Source organism: Chloroflexota bacterium, from assembly GCA_026708035.1.
Lineage (GTDB): Bacteria > Chloroflexota > UBA11872 > UBA11872 > UBA11872 > JAJECS01.
In genome coordinates, this window is sequence record JAPOVQ010000014.1 from 34,333 (window position 1) to 54,145 (window position 19,813).

Consider the following 19,813-nt stretch of genomic DNA (forward strand, 5'->3'; position numbering starts at 1 on the left):
GCGTGGAATCAACCCGAGACGAATACGAACCTGTTGAGTACCTGCGGCGCCTGACGACCAAGGGCCGTCGGATTCTCGCCCAGGCGGAGCTCGAGGCGACCAACCTCGGGCACTCGGCCGTGGGCGCCAATCACCTGCTGCTGGCGATTCTCGCCTCGCCGCAGACCGCGGCGGCGCGCATCTTGCGTGAAGCGCAGGTCGACGTGCTCAAGCTGCGCGAGGCGGTGGTGGAGGCCTTGGGTCCCGGGGACGACCAGGATCCCGGCCGGCGACCGCTGGGTCCCGGCGGCCGCAATGCGCTTCGCGCCGCCGCGCTGGAAGCCGAACGCACGGGCGTGCGGTTCATTGGCACCGAACATCTGCTCTTGGGCGTGCTGGCTCACCACGGCCGGTTGGCCGGCGAGAGCCTGCGCCAGGCCGGCGTCGACTTTCGCTCGATTCGCCGACGCATCGAGGCGTCCTATCGTCCCGGTCGCGTGGGAGGCGGCGGGCGGCGAGCCAGTCGCCGCGGGCGCCGCCGGGCCAAGAGCCTGTTGGCCGAGTATGGCCACGACGTCACGCGCGCTGCCGCGAGCGGTGATCTCGATCCGGTTGTCGGTCGACGGGCCGAGATGGACCGCATGATCGAAATCCTGGTGCGACGCACCAAGAACAATCCAGTGTTGGTGGGCGATGCGGGAGTCGGCAAGACGGCCATCGTCGAAGGACTGGCGCACCGTATTCGGGAAGGCGACGTGCCGCCCGACCTGCGCAAGGGCCGCATTGTGGCGCTCGATTTGGCCGCGACCATTGCCGGCACCAAGTATCGCGGTGAGTTCGAGGAACGCGTGCAGGGCGTGATTGCCGAGGCTCGCGGCGATCCCAACGTCATCCTCTTCATCGACGAAGTGCACACCGTCGTCGGCGCGGGCGGCGCCGCGGGTTCGCTCGATGCGGCCAACATGCTCAAGAGCCATCTCGCGCGCGGCGAGCTGCGGCTCATCGGCGCAACCACCTGGCGCGAATACCGCCGCCATATCGCCAACGACAAGAGCTTGACCCGGCGGCTCCAGCCCGTCGATGTCGGCGAGCCTGATGACGAGGCGGCGGTCGCCATCGTGGAGGGCCTGCGACCTGTCTATGAGCAATACCACGGCGTGCAGATCAGCGACGAAGCTCTGGAGGCTTCCGTGAGCATGTCGCGGCGCTACCTGACCGAACGTCAACTTCCCGACAAGGCCATCGACCTGATTGATGAAGCGGCCGCCAAGGCCAAGGTGGCCCGCCTCACCGCCCCCGAGCGCCTGCGGCAACTTGAACGGCGCCTGGACGACTTGGCGTCGACACGGGCTGACCTGGGCGTCGATGGGCAGCCCGAGCAAGTCCTTGAGCTGGCGGCGGCAGAGGCGCAGCTGCGCGAAGAACTGCGCGACGAACGCCGTGCCTGGGAGGCCGAGGCGCGTGCCAATACTCCCATCATCGGTATCCACGAAATCGCCGGCGTCGTGTCGCGCTGGAGCGGCGTCCCCACGCCTACCCTCATCGAGGCCGAAGCCGAGCGCTTCCTGGCCATCGAGTCGATGCTCCAGAAGCGTGTCGTGGGGCAGGACGAGGCGCTCAACGAGCTCGGCCGCTCGCTGCGTCGCGCGGTGGCGGGCATGCGTGATGAGCGCCGTCCCATCGGCTCGTTTCTCATGATCGGCCCCACCGGCGTCGGCAAGACCGAGACGGCCAAGGCCGCGGCTGAATTCGTGAGCGGCGACGAGCACAAACTCGTGCGCGTGGACATGAGCGAGTTTGGCGAGTGGCATGCGGTGTCCCGTCTCGTCGGGTCGCCGCCCGGATACGTGGGGCACGATCAGGCAGGCGAGCTCACCGAGTCCGTGCGCCGCAATCCCTTCTCCGTCGTGCTGTTCGACGACGTGGAGAAAGCGCATCCCCGGACGCTGCACATGATGTTGCAGATCATGGAGGACGGTGTCCTCACCGACGCGAACGGGCGTACGGTCGACTTTCGCAACACCATCATCGTGATGACATCGAACCTTGGCGTGGAGGAGTCGCGCGGGCCGAAGATTGGCTTCGGCTCAGGGCCGACGCAGCAGGCCGGTGAGCGCGCGGCGTTTGAGTCACGCATGCGCGAGCATGCGCGGCGCCATCTCCCGGCGGAGTTTCTCAACCGCATCGACCGGCTGCTGATATTTCACGATCTCGGTGAATCCGAGCTGCGCGAGATCGCGCGACGGCTCCTATCGGCGGCAATCATCCGAGCGCGGGCGGTCGGGCTTGAGTTGCACGTCACGTCCGAGGCCTTGGACTACGTGGTGCGCGTAGCTGCCGACCGGAACCAGGGCGCGCGCCCGGTGCGACAACTCGTGAGCCGCTACGTTGACGAGCCGCTGACCGAGCACGTCGTTGACGGCGACGGCGCCGAGAGGGAATTCGAGCTGCGCGTTGTCGACGGCGAGCCCGCCGTCGTCCAGATCCAGCGGGCCGACGCCGAGGCGGCGCCCGCGCCGCAGGGGTGACCCAGACCGGCGGCGCGTCCGGGGCGGGTCAGGCGCCTCGAAGCTGAAGCCAGTTGGCGAGATGGCCCGGGCTCTCGGGCGCGGGCTTGCGGACATCATCTTCCCGCCCGTCTGCGCCGGGTGCGGAGCGCTTGGCGACGGCATTTGCGACGTTTGCCTTTCTCAGCTCGAACCCCTACCGCGTCCCTGCTGCCGCCAGTGCAATCGGAGGCTGGAACACGGTGACCAGTGCGCCGCATGCCGTCACCAGCAACGGCGAATCGACCAGGTGTTCGTGCGCTATCCGTACGAGACGCCCGTGCGCGATGCGATTCTGCGCCTCAAGTTTCGCAACAAGCGATACCTCGCCGGGGCGCTGGCACGGGTCGCGGCGGAGGCGCTGTCCAGCCCGCCGGATATCGATGCGCTCGTTCCGATTCCGCTGGGTCCCGCGCGAGAACGTGAGCGCGGCTTCAACCAAAGCGCGCTCATCGCGGCTCAATTGACCGAAATGCTGGCGGTGCCGGTGCTGGACCAGCATCTAATCCGCCACCGCGATACGGTTCCCCAGACCTCGCTGGTGCGGGAAGCCCGCTGGCGAAACGTGATTGGCGCGTTCACCTGCCTGCACAACCTGAGCGGCGCCCGTGTGCTGCTCGTCGACGATGTGGCGGCAACCGGAGCAACGCTCGATGCCGCGGCCCGAGCGCTGCGACGTCGCGGCGCGACCTGGGTTGGGGCGGTGGTGGCGGCGCGACCGCCGCCGGATCGCCCGCTCGCGCCATGAAGCCATCTATCCACACCCTGTTGATATACTCCGCGGTCTAACTCCGGGGGGCGTGCGGCCATAACTCTTTGCCGCGACCCGCGTTTCAGACTGTGTGATGCCTGTGCGTGACCTCCTTGCCGGCCGTCGGCGCGGTGGCGTCCCAGCCGATCTCTGGGTCACGTGCCGCAAGTGCGGCGCCATGCATTACCGTCCGGAGTTCGAGGCGGGGCTGCACGTGTGCACCCGCTGCAACTACCACGACCGCCTGACGGTCGGCCAGAGGCTTGATCTCCTCTTGGACGACGCCGAGGGCTTCCGGGAATTGGCGGCGGATGTGCTGACGTCCGATCCGCTCAACTTCTCCAGGCCAAGCGGGCGCTACCCAGACCGCGTGGCCAAAGCCCAGGCTTCCACCGGGCGCTCCGAGGCCGTCGTGTGCGGCGTGGGGCACATCCAGGGCCACGAGGTGGCGGTGGGAGTCATGGAATTCGGCTTCATCGCCGGCAGCATGGGCGGGGCCGCCGGTGAGCGCATCGCCCGGCTCTTCGAGCTTGCTCAGGAACGGCGCATTCCGCTGGTGATGGTGACCTCGTCCGGCGGCGCCCGGCAGGACGAAGGTGTCTTTGCCTTGATGCAGATGGCAAAGACAACCGCCGCCGCCGCGCGTCTTGCCGCTGCCGGGGTGCCCTATATCGCACTCATGGCAGATCCCACCCTGGCCGGCGTGACGGCCAGCTTCGCGGCAGTTGCCGACATCATCATTGGCGAGCCGGGCGCCACGATTCGCTTCGCGGGCTCGCGCGTCGTGCAAGGGACGCTGAGCCGCCGGGCGCAGGCCGACGACCACACCGCCGAGTGGGTGCTTCGGCGTGGCATGCTCGACGCGGTCGTTCCTCGGCGCGACCAGCGCCGCACGATCGGCCGACTCATCGAGCTGTTGGCGCCCGCCCAGGCGTCTCTGCCCGCCGAGGTTGTTGACGCGGCCCGCACGCGGCTGGGCTAGCGAGCGCCGGCCATGCTGGACTTCGAGCGCGACCTCGACGAGTTGCGGAGCCGCATCGCGGAGCTTGAAGCGGAGAGCGATGTGGATTCCGCGTCGGACGTGCTGCGGCAGCTTGAGCTGATGCAGCTCGAGCTTGAGGCGCGTACCGCCGACGTGTTTTCTCGACTGACGCCCTGGCAGCGGGTACAGCTGGCCCGCCATCGCGATCGGCCCCACACGCTTGACTTCATCGAGCGCATGATCGACGGCTTCGTCGAGTTGCACGGCGATCGGCGCCACGGCGACGACATGGCCGTCGTTGGCGGCGTGGGTTCGCTGCACGAGCGGCGGGTCGTGGTGGTCGGTCATCAGAAGGGTCGTGACACTCGCCAGAATGTCGAGCGAAACTTTGGCATGGCCCACCCCGAGGGCTATCGCAAGGCCATCCGGCTATTCAAGCTGGCCGCGCGGTTTGGTCTCCCGGTCATCACCTTGCTCGACACGCCAGGGGCCGGGCCGGCGTTGGAGGATGAGGAGCGTGGCCAGTCGTGGGCCATCGCCGAGAGCATGGCCGTTATGGCGCGTCTGGAGACGCCCATCATCGTCGCGGTCATTGGCGAAGGCGGCAGCGGCGGCGCCCTGGCGATGGGCGTTGGCGATCGCATCTTGATGCTGGAACACGCCATCTACTCCGTGGCCTCGCCGGAGGCCGCGGCCGCGATCATTTGGCGGGACTCGAAGTTCGCGGAGCGCGCCGCCGAAGCCCTTGGACTGACCTCGGATGTGCTCTACGCGGCGGATCTCATCGACCGCATCGTCCCCGAACCGCCCGGCGGCGCCCACCGCGACTACGACGCCACTGCCGAGAATCTCAAGGCGGTGCTCGTCGACGCGCTGGATGAGCTTCAGGCCATCGCGCCCGCCGACCTGGTCGCTGAGCGGTACGCCAAGTTTCGCGCGATGAGCGCCCACGTGGAGTCGACGCCGGACGATGCGGTGGTCGACGGTGCAGGCGTCGTGCCGGAGAACCGTCACGGCCTATAGCCCTTCGACGCGTTGCCGACGGCCCGGACGGCGCCCGCGTATTGAGTTGCCGTGCTAAACGTCCGTCGGACGGCCGTGCTGGCCGGACTCAGTGCCCTCGGGCTGGTGGCTCGCTCGGTCGCGCAAGCGTCCGACGCGGTGGCGGCGCCGGTAGCCGTGCCGCTTGCGCGGCTGCCGCGGGCGCTCGACGGGCTGACGATCCAAGTAGTGTCCGACCTTCATGTGCGCTCGCCGCGCACGCCCAGCTTGAATGCCTTGCGCCGGCTCGCCGGTACCCGCCCGGATTTCCTGTTCGCCTGCGGCGACCTCAGCGACCGGGTTGACGCCGCGCCGTTCGTGGCCGAGGCGCTGGCGGCGATTGAGCCCGTGCACGGCGCCTATGCGGTCTGGGGGAATCACGACCTGTTCGTATCCCGTGCGGCGACCGACCCGGCGTGGATCGGCTATCGCACCCAGCCGCTGGGATTCATACGGCAGGCGTGTCAGGCGCAGGGCGTCACGGTGCTCGACAACGCGCACGCGCGCCACCGGATTGGCGGCGCGGAGTTGGCCATTGTTGGCATCGGTGACGCGACCCATCGGGGCGACGACGCGGCGCGTGCCTTTGATGGTGTCGACGAGGACGCCTTCACCCTTTTGCTGACGCACAATCCCGACGCCGTACCGCGCCTCGGGGAAGCGCGGGTGGACCTCGTGGTGTGCGGGCATACCCACGGCGGGCAAATTGTGCCCCCGCTCATGTCTGCCCCGATGACCAGTACGCGCTCGCCGCTTCCCAGGGCCAGCGGGCTGATGCACATCGACGGCCGGCTCGTGTATATCACTCGTGGGGTCGGCACGGTCGGAATTCCCATGCGAGTGAATGCGCCGGCGGAACTACCGCGGCTGACGCTGGTTCGCGTGGCTGAGCCCGCCCGGTAGGCTTGACGTTGTACTCCGGCCCCTTAGGGGCGCCCCTTGTGGACGCCCGTCCGGCGGTCTTGCACGATCGGTCGCCGGGTGCGTGGTTCACCGAGCGCCGCGGAGAAACAGGAGTCACTGATGGACCTTGGCCTTAATGACCGCGTCGCGCTCGTCACCGGTGGGAGCCGCGGCATTGGCCGGGCGATCGCTCACGGGCTCGCGGCCGAAGGCTGCGACGTGGCCATCGTCGCGCGCGGCGGGGATGACCTGCGCCGCACGGCTGCCGAGATCTCGGCGCTTGGGGTTCGCGCACACTCGCTCTCGCTGGACATGCGCGACGCCGCGGCGCCGGCGCAGGCCGTCGGGCGCACGGTGGCCGAGCTCGGCGGCATCAGCGTATTGGTCAACAACGTCGGCGGCTCGATGGGCGACAGCGACTTTGCGACGGGCACCGACGACCAGTGGTCCGCGACGTTCGACGTCAACCTGAGCGCCGCCGTTCGAGCCAGTCGCGCGGCGGTGCCGCTCATGAAGGCTGCCGGCTGGGGCCGCATCGTGCACATCACGTCCGTCTACGGGCGCGAGGGTGGCGGCCCTCCCGCCTACAACGCCGCGAAGTCGGCGATGAACAGCCTGGCGACGTCGATGGCGCGCGAGTTGGCGCCATTCGGCATCACGGTCAATGCCGTGGCGCCGGGATCGATCGTGTTTCCGGGCGGCGGCTGGGAGCGGCGCCAGCGCCGCGATCCGGAGGGAATCGCGGCGTTCGTCGAGCGCGACATGCCCATGGGACGATTTGGCCGTCCCGAGGAAGTGGCCGCGGTGGTGGCGTTCCTCGCCTCGGAACAGGCCAGTCTCGTCACCGGCGCCTGCATCAACGTAGACGGCGGGCAGTCCCGCTCGAATATCTAGCCCGCGGGGTCCGACGCCTCATCGAGCCGCGCGACCTCCTCCGCCGTCAGTTCCCAGGCGGCGGCGTCGAGGTATGCGTCGAGCTGCTCGGTGGTGTCCGGTCCGGCGATGGCCGTCGCCACCTCGGGACGCGAGATCACCCAACGAATGGCCACCGCGGTTGGGTGGCGACCGTGGGCGGCGCCAATCTCGCGCAGTGCGTCGATGACCCGCTGCGCCCGGTCGGTGAGAACTGATTCCATCTCGTATGGCGGTTGTCGCTCCCACAGCGTGCCCGCAGGGGCCGGCTGCGCCCGTTGCAGGTCGCCACTGAGCACGCCCACGGCCAGCGGCGAGAAGGCCATCACCCCGATGCCGAACTCCCTGCAGAACGGGAACAGCTCTTGCTCGGGATCACGACACAGCAGGCTGTACTGGTTTTGCGTGGTGATGAAGCCGGGCGCGACCGCCCGATCGGCCATCCAGAGCGCCTGGCACGCCTCCCATGCCTGATAGCTGGAGACGCCCCAATAGCGGGTCTTGCCGCTGGCCACGACATCCGTCATGGCTCGCACCGTCTCCTCTAGGGGCGTGGTTTGATCCCGCCAGTGGACGATGTAGATGTCCACGTGGTCGGTCTGGAGCCGGCGCAGGCTGCGGTCGATCTCACGCAAGATGTGGTACCGCGAGCTGCCGATGTCGTTCGGCCCTTCTCCCACGATCGACGTCACCTTGGTGGTGATGACCAGCTCGTCGCGCTGTCCCGGCAGCACACGCCCGAGGACCTGCTCGCCGATTCCGCCCACGTAGGTGTTGGCGCAGTCAATGAAGTTGACGCCTTTGTCGATCGCGTGCCGGATGATGCGCTCCATCAGGTCCTGGTCCGTCATGCCGCGGAATCCGCATCCCAGCGCGATCCGGGACACCTTGAGCCCCGAACGGCCCATGTTCACGTACTCCATCGGGCTCAACTCCTTGCTGGTCACCACCCTGCGGCGGCGATGATGCCACTCTCGGAGCGCCCGTGCGCAGACGACGCCTATAATCAGCCGCCGCCAGCCTGCACCACCGCTTGGACTCCTCGATGACGACGTTTCAGTCCCGTATTCACGGGGTGATTCCGGCGCTGCTGACGCCGCTCCACGCCGACTTCACCGCGGACGAGGCCGCGCTGCGGCGCCTGATCCGGCGCGTCGTCGATGCCGGCTGCCACGGGATCGTGGTGCTGGGGACGACCGGCGAGTTTGCCTCCATCGACGACGCGGATCGCGAGGTGGTCATTCGAGCGGCCGTTGACGAGGTCACTGGCGACGTCCCGGTCATCGTGGCGTGCGGCCAGCCAAACGTGAGACGGACCCATGAGCAGCTTCGCGCGGCCGGCGACTTTGGCGCCGACGGCGTGCTCGTCAATCCGCCGTTCTACTTTGAAATGACGCAGGACGAGCTGGTGGGCTATTTCGACGGCGTCGTGCGCGAGTCCCCCGTTCCCGTGCTGCTCTACAACATCCCGCGCATGACCGGTGTGCCGGCCGATCCGGCAACGCTGCCCCGGCTGCGCGACGTCGGCGTGCAGGGCACCAAGGACAGCTCGGGCTCCGTATCGAATGTAATGAGCTATCTGGCCGCCACCCGCGGTGGTCCCGAATTCCGAGTGATCGTGGGCGGTGACGTGACGTTCCTGCACGCCCTCATTTCCGGCGCGGCGGCCACCACCGGCATGACGCCAAACGTTGCGCCGCAGCTGAACCTGGAAATCTACGAGGCCTGGCGCGTCGGCGACCTCGAGGCTGCGGCGGCCGCACAGAACCGCACCAACGAATTCCTGGAGATCTTTCAGTCCCGGCCGGGGTTCGGCCACGCCGTTGCCAAGGGACTGCTGAGCCGCGTCGGCGTCATGGAGCGGTGGGTGGCGCCGCCGAAGACTTCACTCGACGACGCCCAAATCGCCGCAGCCTTTGAATCGCTCAAGTCCTATTTGCCCGAGTTCGCGCCGACCGCCGTCCCGGCGTAGGGAGACCTCGCCGGTACGTCTCCGTCATTCCGGCGGATGCCGGAATCCAGTCCGGTCGAACCTGAAGCCGCCCTGGGTGCTTGGTGCGGAACCAGATTGAGACTCACTTGTTCAGGACTACACCAAGGTCTCTGTAGGTGGGTCGCTTAGGCTGGCGGTCCCACCGGCGAGCCGTCGTCGCGCCTGCCCCGAATCGGGCCCGGGCGCACCCGCTTGGCGGTCAGCGCGCCGACCGCCGTTGCCGCCTTCGGGGAGGCTCCAGCTTGGCGCACGATCGTGGTGGTGGATTCCAAGACGTGGTGATAGTGCGCGTCGCCCTCGGCCGCGGGCGCCCCGGGCGTGTCGGCCAGCCAGATCTTGGCCAGGCGTTCCGATAGCAGCTCCGCCAGCACGGTGAAGTCTCGTGCCAGCCGCGCCTCGGTGGACTCGGCGGTCGCGGCGGGGGCCGAGTGCCCGCGCCGAACCCGTGAAGCCAGCCAAACCGTGCACGTCCCGACAATCAGTCCGGCGGCGACGCCGCTGACGAGAGCGGCTGCGAGTGAGGCGGTCATGGCGCCAGTCTAAGCGAGCGGAGACCGCGATATGCGCTCATGCTGCCGGTCTCGTAGGGGCGGTTCGCGAAGCGCCCTTCGTGCATTCGTGGGTGGACCCCTCCAGGCGTTGCCCAGTCGATTGCGAAGTGTCCATCTCTGTCAAGACAGTTCTTGACTGGATGCTCGGCTCGGCAGATGCTGAAGACAACCCGTGAGGAGGTTGAATGATGGTTAAGCCGCGCGTGAAGTTCTCTAGCCAGGCCGACCCGGAATTGCTGGCGGCGATGCGTCAGATCGCGCGCAACGACTGCCGCCACTTCCAGGCCGTGTTGGAAGACGCCATGACCCACTACATCGAAAGCCGGGCGAGCCAGCGGGTCCGGCCCGAGGTCATGGCGCACTTCCAGGCGAGCCTTGAAAAGAATCGGCGACTCGGGGAGTTGCTGGGCAAATCGTGACCAGTAACTTTCCGACGGTCGAGGAAGTCGTGGCGATCCATGACATTGCCGTCGACGAATTCGGCGGCTCCTTGGGGCTTCGTGATGCGGGCGCCTTGGAGTCCGCCATCATGCGCCCGCAGCTGGGCTACTACGACGGAGTCCTCGACGAGGCCGCCGCGCTCCTGGAAAGCCTGGCCATGAATCACCCCTTCGTGGACGGCAACAAGCGCACGGCCTTCTTCGCAACCGACACGTTTCTGCGCAAGAACGGCCGTTTCATCGATTGCGACAACGATGAGGCCTACGCCTTCATCATGCAGTTGTTCGCCACGAACTCATTCCGCTTTGCCCAGCTGCGCGAGTGGCTCGAGGAGAAGGTCAGGCCGTTCAGGGAGCCTTGATTGCCGCGCCCGGCCAGCGGGTCTGCCAAGCGTTCCGACCCCGGCACGACGCCTGAGATTGGGTTAGGTCCGGCGGCCTACCATCGGGAGGACTCCTCCGCGTAGACGTGGTCGGGCAGGCGGTAGGTGATGCCGGTCTCGTCAAAATTCGACACGTCGAGCAGGGCCGTCATCTGGTTCTCGTTGCGCAGGCGACCCTTGAACAGCTTGGTCATGACGCGGTTGTATCGACTCTGCATCCGGAACCACCACAGGACGCCCGGCGTGGGATATCGGGGGTATTTGAGGTGGTTGGCGAGTTCGGTGCCGATGAGCGCGCGCGACACCTGGAATATGTACCGGGCAAGCTTCTCCCGGGCGTCCGACTCGGTGATGCCGGCGATGAGCGGCGCTGAGTTGACCAGTGAATGCGCCAGAGCAACGGACTCGTAGTCGGGATCTGGCTCACAAATACCGCCGATTTTGAATAGTTCCAGAGCACTCTGTTCGTCTTGAAATAGAATCGACTCCGGAATGCCCATCAGGTATCCCGAATAGCGCCAGACCTGCATAAAGCTGGCCCGCTCTTCGTCATCGAACTTGGCTCCAAGGCTCTTGAGGTGCTTCAAGAGTCGTGCCGAGAACGCCGTAATGGCATAGCCCACGTGGGCGGCGCTGATGGGGATTCCCCAAGCTTCCGAGCTCCAATCGTCGGAGCCATCCAAGAGCCGTCGGACCATGGCGTGAATGAGCCGAATGCGTACCGAGAGTTTCCAACCGTCGCTATCCCGCTCCATGCCGCCCGGGAAGAAGATTTCGACCATGTGGCGATTGTTCTGTCGCAGTCGCCTGACGCCCTGATCGCGCAGCCTTCCGGTGATGAAGAACGATTTGGCGATGTTGGTGGAGAAGCCTTCGACGAGCGTGCCGCCGACCATTGCCCCCAAGACCAACTGTGAGTTTCGATGAAACATGCGGACTCCAGGGGCAAATCCTTCAAGATCGACCCAATCAGGCACGTTTTCACACGACCGAAAAAACTCCCGCAGCGCGGCCGGCGCCTCACGCAGCGCGCGCTGGTCCCGGCCATCCATTCCGATCTGGATGAACCTGCCCAGCTTGGCTTGCCCCAGGGGAGCAAGCTCGTCCATCATCGCATCGGCTTCCGGGTCGCCGATCAATGTGTGCGCGATGTAGTTGTCGGCTAGCTCTGGCGCTAGTTTTCGAGCCCTTGCATAACCTGCGTGGTAGTCGGAGGGGAATTCCATTTGCGCGTATGCCTCGACCTTAACCCAGGGCCTGCTTGGGGAAAGTCACCCGTCTTCGGCTTCGACTCGCAAGTCTGGAAGCCACCGCAGCCATGACGGCAAATACCAGTTTCCCTTGCCCAGCACCGCCATGCTCGCCGGCACCAATACCGACCGCACCAGCGTCGCGTCGAGCAGCACGGCCACCGCAAGGCCGAATCCGACAAGCTGATTCACCACGGTCTCGCCGGCGGCGAATGCGCCGAATACGGCGACCATGATGAGGGCGGCGCCGGTGATCATGCGGCCCGTGGACTCGAGGCCGTACGCCACGGCCTGCAGGTTGTCCTGGGACTCGTCATAGCGTTCGCGAATTCGGCTGAGCAGGAAGACGTGGTAGTCCATCGAGAGCCCGAAGAGGATGGAAAACAGGAAGAGGGGAATCCAGGCGTCGATCACCTCCGCTTCCTGGAAGCCGAAGAAATCTCGGGCGATCCCCCGCTGAAAGACCAACACCAGCAGACCATATGCGGTGCCGACCGAGAGCAAATTCATAATGATGGCTTTGAGCGGAATCACGATCGACCGGAAGACCAGCATCAGGATGATGAAGCTGGAGCCAAGCACGAACGCGAAGACTACTGGCGTGAACACGTCGACGATGCCGAAGAAGTCGGCGGCCTCGGCGGTTGCGCCCCCTACGTAGACCTCCGCGGGCACCCCTTCGAACGCCCCGGCCACGTGCACGTCGCGGATCGTCGCCATTTTTTCGGTGGCTTCGCGGCTGTTGGGTTTGCCGGGAAATGGCAACGTGAGCAGTGCGAGATCGCCGGCGGCATTGACTTCAGGCTCCGCGGGCGGGACGGGGAAGGCGGGGTCCTCTGCCAGCGACTGTCGGAGGCGCGCGATCGCCGCTTGCACGGCAGGGCTGCCGATGTCTCCGTCGATGACGATCTCGGCGGGGCTGAGAATCCCGGCTGGGCTGACGTCACCGAAGGAAAACTCCTCTTCGAAGACGATGAACGCTTCCCGGGTCTGCGCGCGCTCGGGAAAGGTGTTGACATCGTTGAGCCCGGTCTTGATGCCGAAATAGAACGACGTGAGCACGATCATCGGAATGCCGATGATGAGAATGCTCACCACGGGGAAGCGAGTGACGGCACGGGTGATGGTGATCCAGAAGCCGCGGCCAGTCGTCTCGGTATTCCGCAACGAGAATCGGGACAGGAAGGGAATGGTCAGAAAGTCGACCCGAGGACCAAGGATCGCCAGCAGGGCGGGCAGGAGCGTGAGAGTGGCCGCGAGCGCTGTGACCACCACCAGAATGGCGCCCAGCCCCAGCGACTGGAAGAACGACACCGGCACGATGAACATGCCGATAAGCGCGATCACAACCGTCGTGCCGCTGAACAACACGGTGCGCCCCGCCGTGTCTCCTGCTTTGGCCACGGCCTCGAGTGTGCCGAGCCCCCGACTCAACTCTTCCCTGAAGCGCGACACGATTAGCAGCGAGTAGTCGATGCCCACCGCGAGGCCGATCATCGTGATGATCATAGTGACGAAGAAGATCAACTCAAAGGCCTGCCCGATCACCCCCACGGCGGCAAGCGCCATGGCGATGGCGACAATGGCCATGCCCAGCGGGAGCAGGGTGGCGGCCACGGCGCCGAAGAGCACCAACAGGATGATCAGGGCGATCGGAACGCCGAAGCGTTCGCCTTGCTCAAGGTCGTGCGCGCTCAGCTCGTTGTTCTCAAAGGCCACGCTGGCGTCGCCCCCGATGAGCACACGGAAATCATCCGCCGCGTTGGCTTCCCGGACGACGTGGATGAGCTCCTCGACGTTGGCGGTCGCCTCGTCCGAGTCGCCGGCCAGCGTGTAGTGCATCAGAACGGTCCGTTGGCTGCCGGAAACAAGAATGGAGAGCAGCTGTTCGAGCTGTTCCGGAGGAATGAGGGCGCTGAACGCGACAGCTTGATAGTAGTGGGAAAATGGCTGTCCGCTAATCTGCTGTCCATCTATTCCACCGGAGATTATCTCGCTGCCTAGCGAGACGATATCTTGATGAACCTGATCCACTTTTGCTCGGAATGCGGCATCATCTACTGTCAAAGAATCCGACTGTATAATGACAATTTCGGCCAAGGCTCTGGGGCCGCGCAATCGTTCTTCGAGCAATGCAGCGGCGCGCTCGGATTCGTATCTATCGGCCAGCCGTAAGTCTGTGGTCGTTGCGCTTGCCAAAAGTGTCTGGACCAATATGCCAGCAACAAGGAATAGAGCGCCCCAAATCCCGATAGTTACCCAAGGTCTTCGCGCACTGATGCGAGCGAGAGTTTCAGTCACGTTGGAGACCTCATAAAGCGGATGCTTGCGCCGGATTTGGCGCGGTGCTGCTCGTCGGTCGCGGCCACGTTAGGCGACTCTACCACAGAGCCTCCGAGTTTCCCTATCAGTACAAACTTACCGACGATGTCACGGTCCGCAGCAGATCGGGCGCAAAAGGTCGCAGCCTGGTGATGCATTGGACCACTGCGAATGTTTGGACGTTGGGGCGCTGGAGCGATGCGCAAGGGGCGCTCACGCGCGGAGGTGGGCGCGATAGGACTCGAACCTATGACCTCGCGGATGTGAACCGCGCGCTCTGACCAGCTGAGCTACGCGCCCGTGAGCGAGTCATGGTATCAGCGTGGCCGGTTGGGACAGCAGCAGCATTTCTCGCTCGTCCAGGGCGATCACGGACACCGGATCGCCGGCTTTGATCACGGCGCCTTCGGCTAGCACCGCCAGGCCGTTGCCCTGGGTCATCGAGGTCAGGCGGAACGAATCTTGCTCACCGGCGGGCGCGCACACGAGCTCGTCGCCCTCTCGGCGCACGGTCACCCGCACGTAGGTACGCTTTCCGCTGGAACTGCGCATAGGCTCCAGGGCGCGTGGTTGAACCATGGGATTCACCAGGCGCGAGTGCCCCATCAGCTTGAGCAGCGCGGGACGCACGAACAGCTCGAAGCAGACCATGCTCGACACGGGGTTCCCGGGCAGGCCGATCACGGGCGTGCCGTCGATTTCCCCGAAGGCCAGGGGCTTCCCGGGTCGCATGTTGATCTGCCAGAAGTTCATGCGTCCGGCCGAGGCGATCACGTCTCGCACCAAGTCGTAGTCGCCCATCGACACGCCGCCAATGGTGACCAAGAGGTCGGCGTCGCGGCCATGCCGGATGGCGGCGCGCAGGCCGGCCTCGGTGTCGGGGGCGATCGGGAGGCGCTCGGCAATTGCGCCGTAGCGCCGTGCAAGCGCGGTCAGGCCCCACGCATTGCTATTGCGCACCTGCCCCGGAGCGATCGGATCGCCGACCTCCACGATTTCATCGCCGGTCGGAAGGATTGCGACTCGGGCGCGCGGGTGGACGCGAACCTCGGTGACGTCCACCGAAGCCAGCACGCCGACGTGGGCGGCGTCCAGCAGGCGGCCCTCCGGAGCGACGACATCGCCCTTGGCGACATCGCCCCCGCGCCGTCGAATGTTCTCGCCCGGCTCGGCGGTTTCCAGGACACGAACCTCGCCGTTGGCCTCCCCTGACTCTTGGGCCCAGTGCACGCCGTCCGTGTCCTCGAACGGAAGCACGGCATCGGCGCCCGGCGGAATGGGCGCCCCCGTCATGATCCGCGCCGCGGTTTCCGGCTCGACGTGCACTTCGCCCGCTTGGCCTGCGGCGACCTCACCGACCACGCGCAGCGACACGCCGGCATCCGCCCGCGCACTCGCGACGTCCGCCGCCCGCAGGGCGTATCCGTCAAAGGCCGAGTTGTCGAATCCAGGCACGTCGACCTGGGAGGTCACGTCTTCCGCGGTAACCAGCCCGTGAACCTCGGCGAGACCCAACGAAACCGGGGCCAGCGGCTTCACGGCGGCCAGAATGCGCGTGCGCGCCTCGTCAACGGACAGAAACGTGTCGGTGCCGGGCACTGTCCCAGAGTCTGCGGCTTGCTGCGTCCACCAGTTTAGACCCCGACGCCTCGCCTATGCTTGAGCAAAGGAGCGCACATGCCCGGCAACACAGGATGCGCGCGCGGCCATGCCACATTCGATCACACGGCGGACATCGGGCTCGAGGCGTGGGGGCCGTCATTCGGCGAGGCGCTTGCCGAGGCAGGACTGGGCCTCCAGGCCATCGTGCTTCACGGCGGCACCGTTCGCGCCCGGGATACGCGAACGTTTCGGGTCGCCGCCGAGGATGCGGGCGCACTCGTGGTGGCCTGGCTCAGCGAGCTGCTCTATGCCTTGGATGTTAATGGTTGGCTGTCGGCGAGCTTTGAGGTTTCAGTCGACGAAGGATTCCGGCTCTCCGCCACCGCCCATGGCGAGACGCTTGACGAAGCGCATCATCTACTCGGCGTGGGTGTGAAAGCCGTGAGCTACCACGAGCTGGCCGTGCAGTGTGAATCGGACGCCGTGCGCATCCGGGTGATCGTGGATGTCTAGCCTGAGGTCGCCGTGAGCGCGTCGCGCCGCCGGAAGCGCCCGCGCGGGCGGGGGGCGGGGCCGCCGGCATCGGGCCCCGACGCCTCGCAGCTCGAGCGCCTCGACCAGTTCCGCTGGCAGATTCCGACGAGCTACAAGGCCGGAATGCGAGTGCCGGGCGTCATCTACTCGTCCGAAACCATGCTTCCGACGGTCTTATCCGACAAACCCCTGGAGCAGCTGGCCAACGTCACGTTCCTGCCCGGGATCGTCGGGCACGCCTTGGCCATGCCGGACGTGCATTGGGGCTACGGGTTTCCCGTCGGCGGCGTGGCGGCGACGGATGTGCGCGACGGCGTGATATCGCCGGGAGGCATCGGGTTTGACATCAACTGCGGCGTGCGGCTCATTCGTACGAACCTCACCGAGGGAGAGCTCCGCCCACGTCTCAAGGACGCGCTGGACGCACTGTTCCGCGCCGTGCCTGCCGGCATGGGGACCAAGGGCCGCATCCGCCTGACGCACAAGAACATGGATCGGGTGCTGCGCCGCGGCGCCGCGTGGGCCGTCGACCAAGGGCTCGGCTGGCCCGAGGACCTCGAGGTTGCCGAGGAGGGCGGCGCCCTTGCCGGGGCCGATCCCAAGGCGGTGTCGGCGCGGGCCAAAGAGCGCGGCGCCGGCCAACTCGGCACCCTGGGCTCGGGGAATCACTTCCTGGAGTTGCAGGTCGTCGATGAGGTATTCGATCCATCCGCCGCGTCGGCGCTTGGGATCGAGCAGCCGGGAACCGTCGTCGTCTTCCTGCACACCGGTTCCCGTGGCTGCGGCCACCAGATCTGCCAGGACTACTTGCAGACATTCGCCCAGGCGCCGTCGAGTCGCGCGATCGAGTTGCCCGATCGCCAGCTGGCGTGCGCCCCCTTGCGCTCGCCGGAAGGGCAGGACTACCTGGCGGCCATGGCGTGCGGCGCGAACTTCGCCTGGGCGAATCGACAGGCGATCACGCACTGGACGCGCGAGGCGCTCTCGGGTGTATTTGGCCGCTCGGCGCGATCACTCGGCATGGAGGTGGTGTACGACGTGGCGCACAACATCGCGAAAATCGAAGAGCACGTCGTTGACGGTGAGGTGCGCCGCGTCTGCGTGCACCGCAAGGGCGCCACGCGCGCTTTCCCACCCGGACACCCTGAGCTTCCGAGCAAATACCGGGACGTCGGGCAACCGGTGTTCATCCCTGGCGACATGGGGCGGGCGTCCTATGTGGCCGTCGGCACGGCGGGCGCGATGGAGCAGTCCTTCGGCTCCACCTGTCACGGCGCCGGCCGCGTCCTCAGCCGCTCCGCGGCGCGCCGGCGGCTACGAGGGGTGAACATGGTCGAGCGGCTTGCCGCCTTGGGCGTCGGCGTTCGCGCGCGCAATCCTCGGCTGCTCAGCGAAGAAGCTCCCGACGCCTACAAGAACGTGACCGATGTGACCGCCATCACCCACGGCGCGGGAATCTCCCGCAATGTGGCCCGGCTGCGGCCCGTGGGCGTGATCAAAGGCTAGCGTCGAGGGCGCTGCCAGTGCGCCCGAATCGGCCGGTCGCGACCTGATGGCATCGTCACATATTGGCGGGTGGGCAAGGTCGAATCGCCACCGGCCTCTGCTATAGTCGAATGCAGCGGACGAGGGCGAAGGTGCTTTCAGATGATCAAACGCATCGGTATTCTCACGGCGATCATTGGGGTGGTCGCAGTGGCATTCCGGGCTGTTCGGAAGATGATGGGCGGAGGGGAAGCCGAAGAGGCCGCTTAGGCCGAGACCTCGCTGGCCCACAGCGATCCTGGCGCCCTTCACGGGCGCCACGTTCGTGTGAGCGCCCACCGCACCGCATTCCTCGGTAGCTCAATGGTAGAGCGTGCGGCTGTTAACCGCAGGGTTGCAGGTTCGAGTCCTGCCCGAGGAGCCGATTGCCCGAGCCTGCTTCCTGGTGCCCCACTCGGCTGAATCGCCAGGCGCAATCGACAGTCCTTGGGCGATCCCATGCTTGCGACCTGCTGCTAGTCGAGCGCCCTGAAGTTCACGCCGAGCGCAGCAAGGTGCTCGATGTTGGTGTTCAGCCGCCGGTGAAACCCACCAAGGCTCCGACGGGCTCTAGGCGACCAGGCGACTTCCGACAAGGCCAATGCCCTCGGAAACGTCATGTATTCCACGTGTTCGGGTGTACTGATGAACTCCGTCCAGACGTTGCCCTGAGCGCCGAGGATGTGCCGGGCCTCCCGCTCCGTCAGCTCATCCGGAATTGGTTCGAACCCATACACGGCGTCCAGCGGGATTGGGTGGCCGAAGCGGCCGGCCAGCGGCTCGACGGCGGGATCGCCTTGGTAGTAGTCGAAGTAAACGTAGTCCCTGGGCGTCATGATGACGTCGTGCCCCTGCCGCGCCGCTTCAACGCCGCCGCTCATGCCGCGCCATGACATGACGGTGGCGTTCGGCGCGAGCCCGCCCTCCAGGATTTCATCCCAGCCGATGAGGCGGCGACCGCTGGCATTGAGGAAGGTTTCGATGCGCCTGATGAACCAGCTCTGTAGCTCGTCCTCATCGGCCAGTCCCTCACGCTGGATGACCTCCTGCGCGAGGCGGCTCGCCTGCCACTGATCCTTGGGTACTTCGTCGGCGCCGATGTGAATGTACTCGCTGGGAAACAGCTGCATGACCTCAGTGAGCACGTCTTCCAGGAAGCCAAACGTGGCATCTGAGGGCGAGTAGATGTCTTTCTTGATTCCCCAACTCACCGGCACTTCGAAGGGCCCGGGATGGCACCCGTATTCGGGATAGGCGGCCAATGCGGCCGTGGAATGGCCCGGCATTTCGATCTCGGGAATGACCGTCACAAATCGCTCGGCGGCGTAGTCCAGTACCTCCCGAATCTCATCCTGCGTGTAGAAACCTCCGTGCGGAATGCCGTCACCGCCGTAGGTCTTGAGGTTGTTTCCGATCATCGTCTCGCTTCGCCAAGCACCCACTTCCGTCAAGCGTGGATAGGCGTCGATCTCGATGCGCCAGCCGTGGTCATCCGTCAGATGCCAATGGAAGCGGTTGAACTTGTAGCGTGACATCAGATCGATGAAGCGCTTCACAAACCTGACCTCGAAGAAGTGCCGGCTCACGTCCAGCATCAACCCGCGGTAGCGAAAGCGCGGGTAGTCCAGGACTTCGACGGCGGGAAGGCTCCAATCGACGTCTGGGCGGATGCATTCGTTCTCCACCTCGGGCGGAAGCAATTGCCGGATCGATTGGAACGCGTAGAACAGCGCCGCGGCGTCGGCGGCCTGAATCCGAACGCCGTCGGGGCTCACCGCGAGACGGTAGCCTTCCGGAGGCAGCGACGCGTCCGATGCAATCACAACGTCCGCCGGCCCATGCGATACCACCGGCAGCCCCAGGCCCGTCGTGGCGCGAAGCCGTTGCACTTCTCGCGTGGCAACCGGCTCGAAGCTCGCGTCCGCCAGGTGGATGGTTGTGGAGGGCCCGAGCCGAAATCGTCCCGCGAGAGATCTGATTTCGGCCGGGGCCGGAATGATGGCGATTGCGTCGGGATCGTGCATGACCATCGAGTTTAACCGGCTAGCGGTGCACTCCCCGCAATTCCCACGCGCGGTCGTCTCATCCGGCGGGCGCCCC

At 66.1% G+C, this 19,813-nt stretch carries 17 protein-coding genes, 2 tRNA genes and 2 pseudogenes; 14 read left to right on the forward strand and 7 right to left on the reverse strand.

Annotation, left to right across the window (positions count from 1 at the left end; genetic code table 11):
* Nucleotides 1-2: 2 nt before the first annotated feature.
* From OXG33_06000 to OXG33_06035, 8 genes and pseudogenes are all read left to right on the forward strand, one after another.
* Nucleotides 3-1,343 (forward strand): annotated as a pseudogene (locus tag OXG33_06000) (ATP-dependent Clp protease ATP-binding subunit).
* A 294-nt stretch (nt 1,344-1,637) separates the two neighbouring features.
* Nucleotides 1,638-2,156 (forward strand): annotated as a pseudogene (locus OXG33_06005) (AAA family ATPase).
* 21 nt (nt 2,157-2,177) lie between these two features.
* Nucleotides 2,178-2,507 carry a hypothetical protein gene (locus tag OXG33_06010; GenBank protein MCY4113480.1) on the forward strand — a complete coding sequence of 110 codons (330 nt, stop codon included), beginning with the start codon at nt 2,178-2,180 and terminating at the stop codon, nt 2,505-2,507.
* Between the two features lie 274 nt (nt 2,508-2,781).
* A complete protein-coding gene (locus tag OXG33_06015) occupies nt 2,782-3,273 on the forward strand; it encodes a phosphoribosyltransferase family protein (protein ID MCY4113481.1) in 492 nt (163 codons plus the stop codon).
* Nucleotides 3,274-3,370: 97 nt separating this feature from the next.
* A complete protein-coding gene (locus OXG33_06020) occupies nt 3,371-4,258 on the forward strand; it encodes an acetyl-CoA carboxylase carboxyltransferase subunit beta (GenBank protein MCY4113482.1) in 888 nt (295 codons plus the stop codon).
* Nucleotides 4,259-4,270: 12 nt separating this feature from the next.
* Nucleotides 4,271-5,281 (forward strand): acetyl-CoA carboxylase carboxyltransferase subunit alpha, encoded by a 1,011-nt coding sequence (locus OXG33_06025; protein MCY4113483.1) that lies wholly within the window; start codon nt 4,271-4,273, stop codon nt 5,279-5,281.
* A 51-nt stretch (nt 5,282-5,332) separates the two neighbouring features.
* Nucleotides 5,333-6,202 (forward strand): metallophosphoesterase family protein, encoded by an 870-nt coding sequence (locus tag OXG33_06030; protein MCY4113484.1) that lies wholly within the window; start codon nt 5,333-5,335, stop codon nt 6,200-6,202.
* A gap of 120 nt (nt 6,203-6,322) precedes the next feature.
* Nucleotides 6,323-7,096, forward strand: a complete 774-nt coding sequence (locus OXG33_06035; GenBank protein ID MCY4113485.1) for an SDR family NAD(P)-dependent oxidoreductase — start codon at nt 6,323-6,325, stop codon at nt 7,094-7,096.
* Here OXG33_06035 and OXG33_06040 read toward each other — a convergent pair.
* Nucleotides 7,093-8,037 (reverse strand): aldo/keto reductase, encoded by a 945-nt coding sequence (locus OXG33_06040; protein MCY4113486.1) that lies wholly within the window; start codon nt 8,035-8,037, stop codon nt 7,093-7,095. The two genes, OXG33_06035 and OXG33_06040, sit on opposite strands and share 4 nt — an antisense overlap.
* A gap of 122 nt (nt 8,038-8,159) precedes the next feature.
* Between OXG33_06040 and OXG33_06045 the strand changes: the two genes are divergently transcribed.
* Nucleotides 8,160-9,086, forward strand: coding sequence for a dihydrodipicolinate synthase family protein (locus OXG33_06045; protein MCY4113487.1), 927 nt, complete (start codon nt 8,160-8,162; stop codon nt 9,084-9,086).
* A 146-nt stretch (nt 9,087-9,232) separates the two neighbouring features.
* Here OXG33_06045 and OXG33_06050 read toward each other — a convergent pair whose 3' ends face one another.
* A complete protein-coding gene (locus OXG33_06050; GenBank protein ID MCY4113488.1) occupies nt 9,233-9,637 on the reverse strand; it encodes a hypothetical protein in 405 nt (134 codons plus the stop codon).
* Nucleotides 9,638-9,843: 206 nt separating this feature from the next.
* On the opposite strand from OXG33_06050, the gene OXG33_06055 reads away from it, so the two are divergent.
* Nucleotides 9,844-10,077 carry a hypothetical protein gene (locus OXG33_06055; GenBank protein ID MCY4113489.1) on the forward strand — a complete coding sequence of 78 codons (234 nt, stop codon included), beginning with the start codon at nt 9,844-9,846 and terminating at the stop codon, nt 10,075-10,077.
* A complete protein-coding gene (locus OXG33_06060; protein MCY4113490.1) occupies nt 10,074-10,460 on the forward strand; it encodes a type II toxin-antitoxin system death-on-curing family toxin in 387 nt (128 codons plus the stop codon). Before OXG33_06055 ends, OXG33_06060 begins: the two co-directional genes overlap by 4 nt.
* Before the next feature lie 77 nt (nt 10,461-10,537).
* On the opposite strand, the gene OXG33_06065 is transcribed toward OXG33_06060, so the two are convergent.
* From OXG33_06065 to OXG33_06080, 4 genes are all read right to left on the reverse strand, one after another.
* Nucleotides 10,538-11,620, reverse strand: coding sequence for an oxygenase MpaB family protein (locus OXG33_06065; GenBank protein ID MCY4113491.1), 1,083 nt, complete (start codon nt 11,618-11,620; stop codon nt 10,538-10,540).
* Nucleotides 11,621-11,752: 132 nt separating this feature from the next.
* The gene (locus OXG33_06070) at nt 11,753-13,930 is read right to left on the reverse strand and encodes an MMPL family transporter (GenBank protein MCY4113492.1); all 2,178 of its coding nucleotides are present in this window, start codon (nt 13,928-13,930) and stop codon (nt 11,753-11,755) included.
* Between the two features lie 349 nt (nt 13,931-14,279).
* A tRNA-Val gene (locus tag OXG33_06075) sits at nt 14,280-14,353 on the reverse strand.
* Nucleotides 14,354-14,362: 9 nt separating this feature from the next.
* The gene (locus OXG33_06080) at nt 14,363-15,652 is read right to left on the reverse strand and encodes a molybdopterin molybdotransferase MoeA (GenBank protein MCY4113493.1); all 1,290 of its coding nucleotides are present in this window, start codon (nt 15,650-15,652) and stop codon (nt 14,363-14,365) included.
* 78 nt (nt 15,653-15,730) lie between these two features.
* On the opposite strand from OXG33_06080, the gene OXG33_06085 reads away from it, so the two are divergent.
* The 3 genes from OXG33_06085 to OXG33_06095 all read left to right on the forward strand — a co-directional run bounded on the left by OXG33_06085 (nt 15,731) and on the right by OXG33_06095 (nt 18,095).
* Complete coding sequence (locus tag OXG33_06085; GenBank protein MCY4113494.1) at nt 15,731-16,168, forward strand: archease; 438 nt, start codon at nt 15,731-15,733, stop codon at nt 16,166-16,168.
* 144 nt (nt 16,169-16,312) lie between these two features.
* Nucleotides 16,313-17,695, forward strand: coding sequence for an RtcB family protein (locus tag OXG33_06090; protein MCY4113495.1), 1,383 nt, complete (start codon nt 16,313-16,315; stop codon nt 17,693-17,695).
* A 328-nt stretch (nt 17,696-18,023) separates the two neighbouring features.
* Nucleotides 18,024-18,095, forward strand: a tRNA-Asn gene (locus OXG33_06095).
* 94 nt (nt 18,096-18,189) lie between these two features.
* On the opposite strand, the gene OXG33_06100 is transcribed toward OXG33_06095, so the two are convergent.
* Nucleotides 18,190-19,737 carry a beta-N-acetylhexosaminidase gene (locus tag OXG33_06100; protein MCY4113496.1) on the reverse strand — a complete coding sequence of 516 codons (1,548 nt, stop codon included), beginning with the start codon at nt 19,735-19,737 and terminating at the stop codon, nt 18,190-18,192.
* Nucleotides 19,738-19,813: the final 76 nt, after the last annotated feature.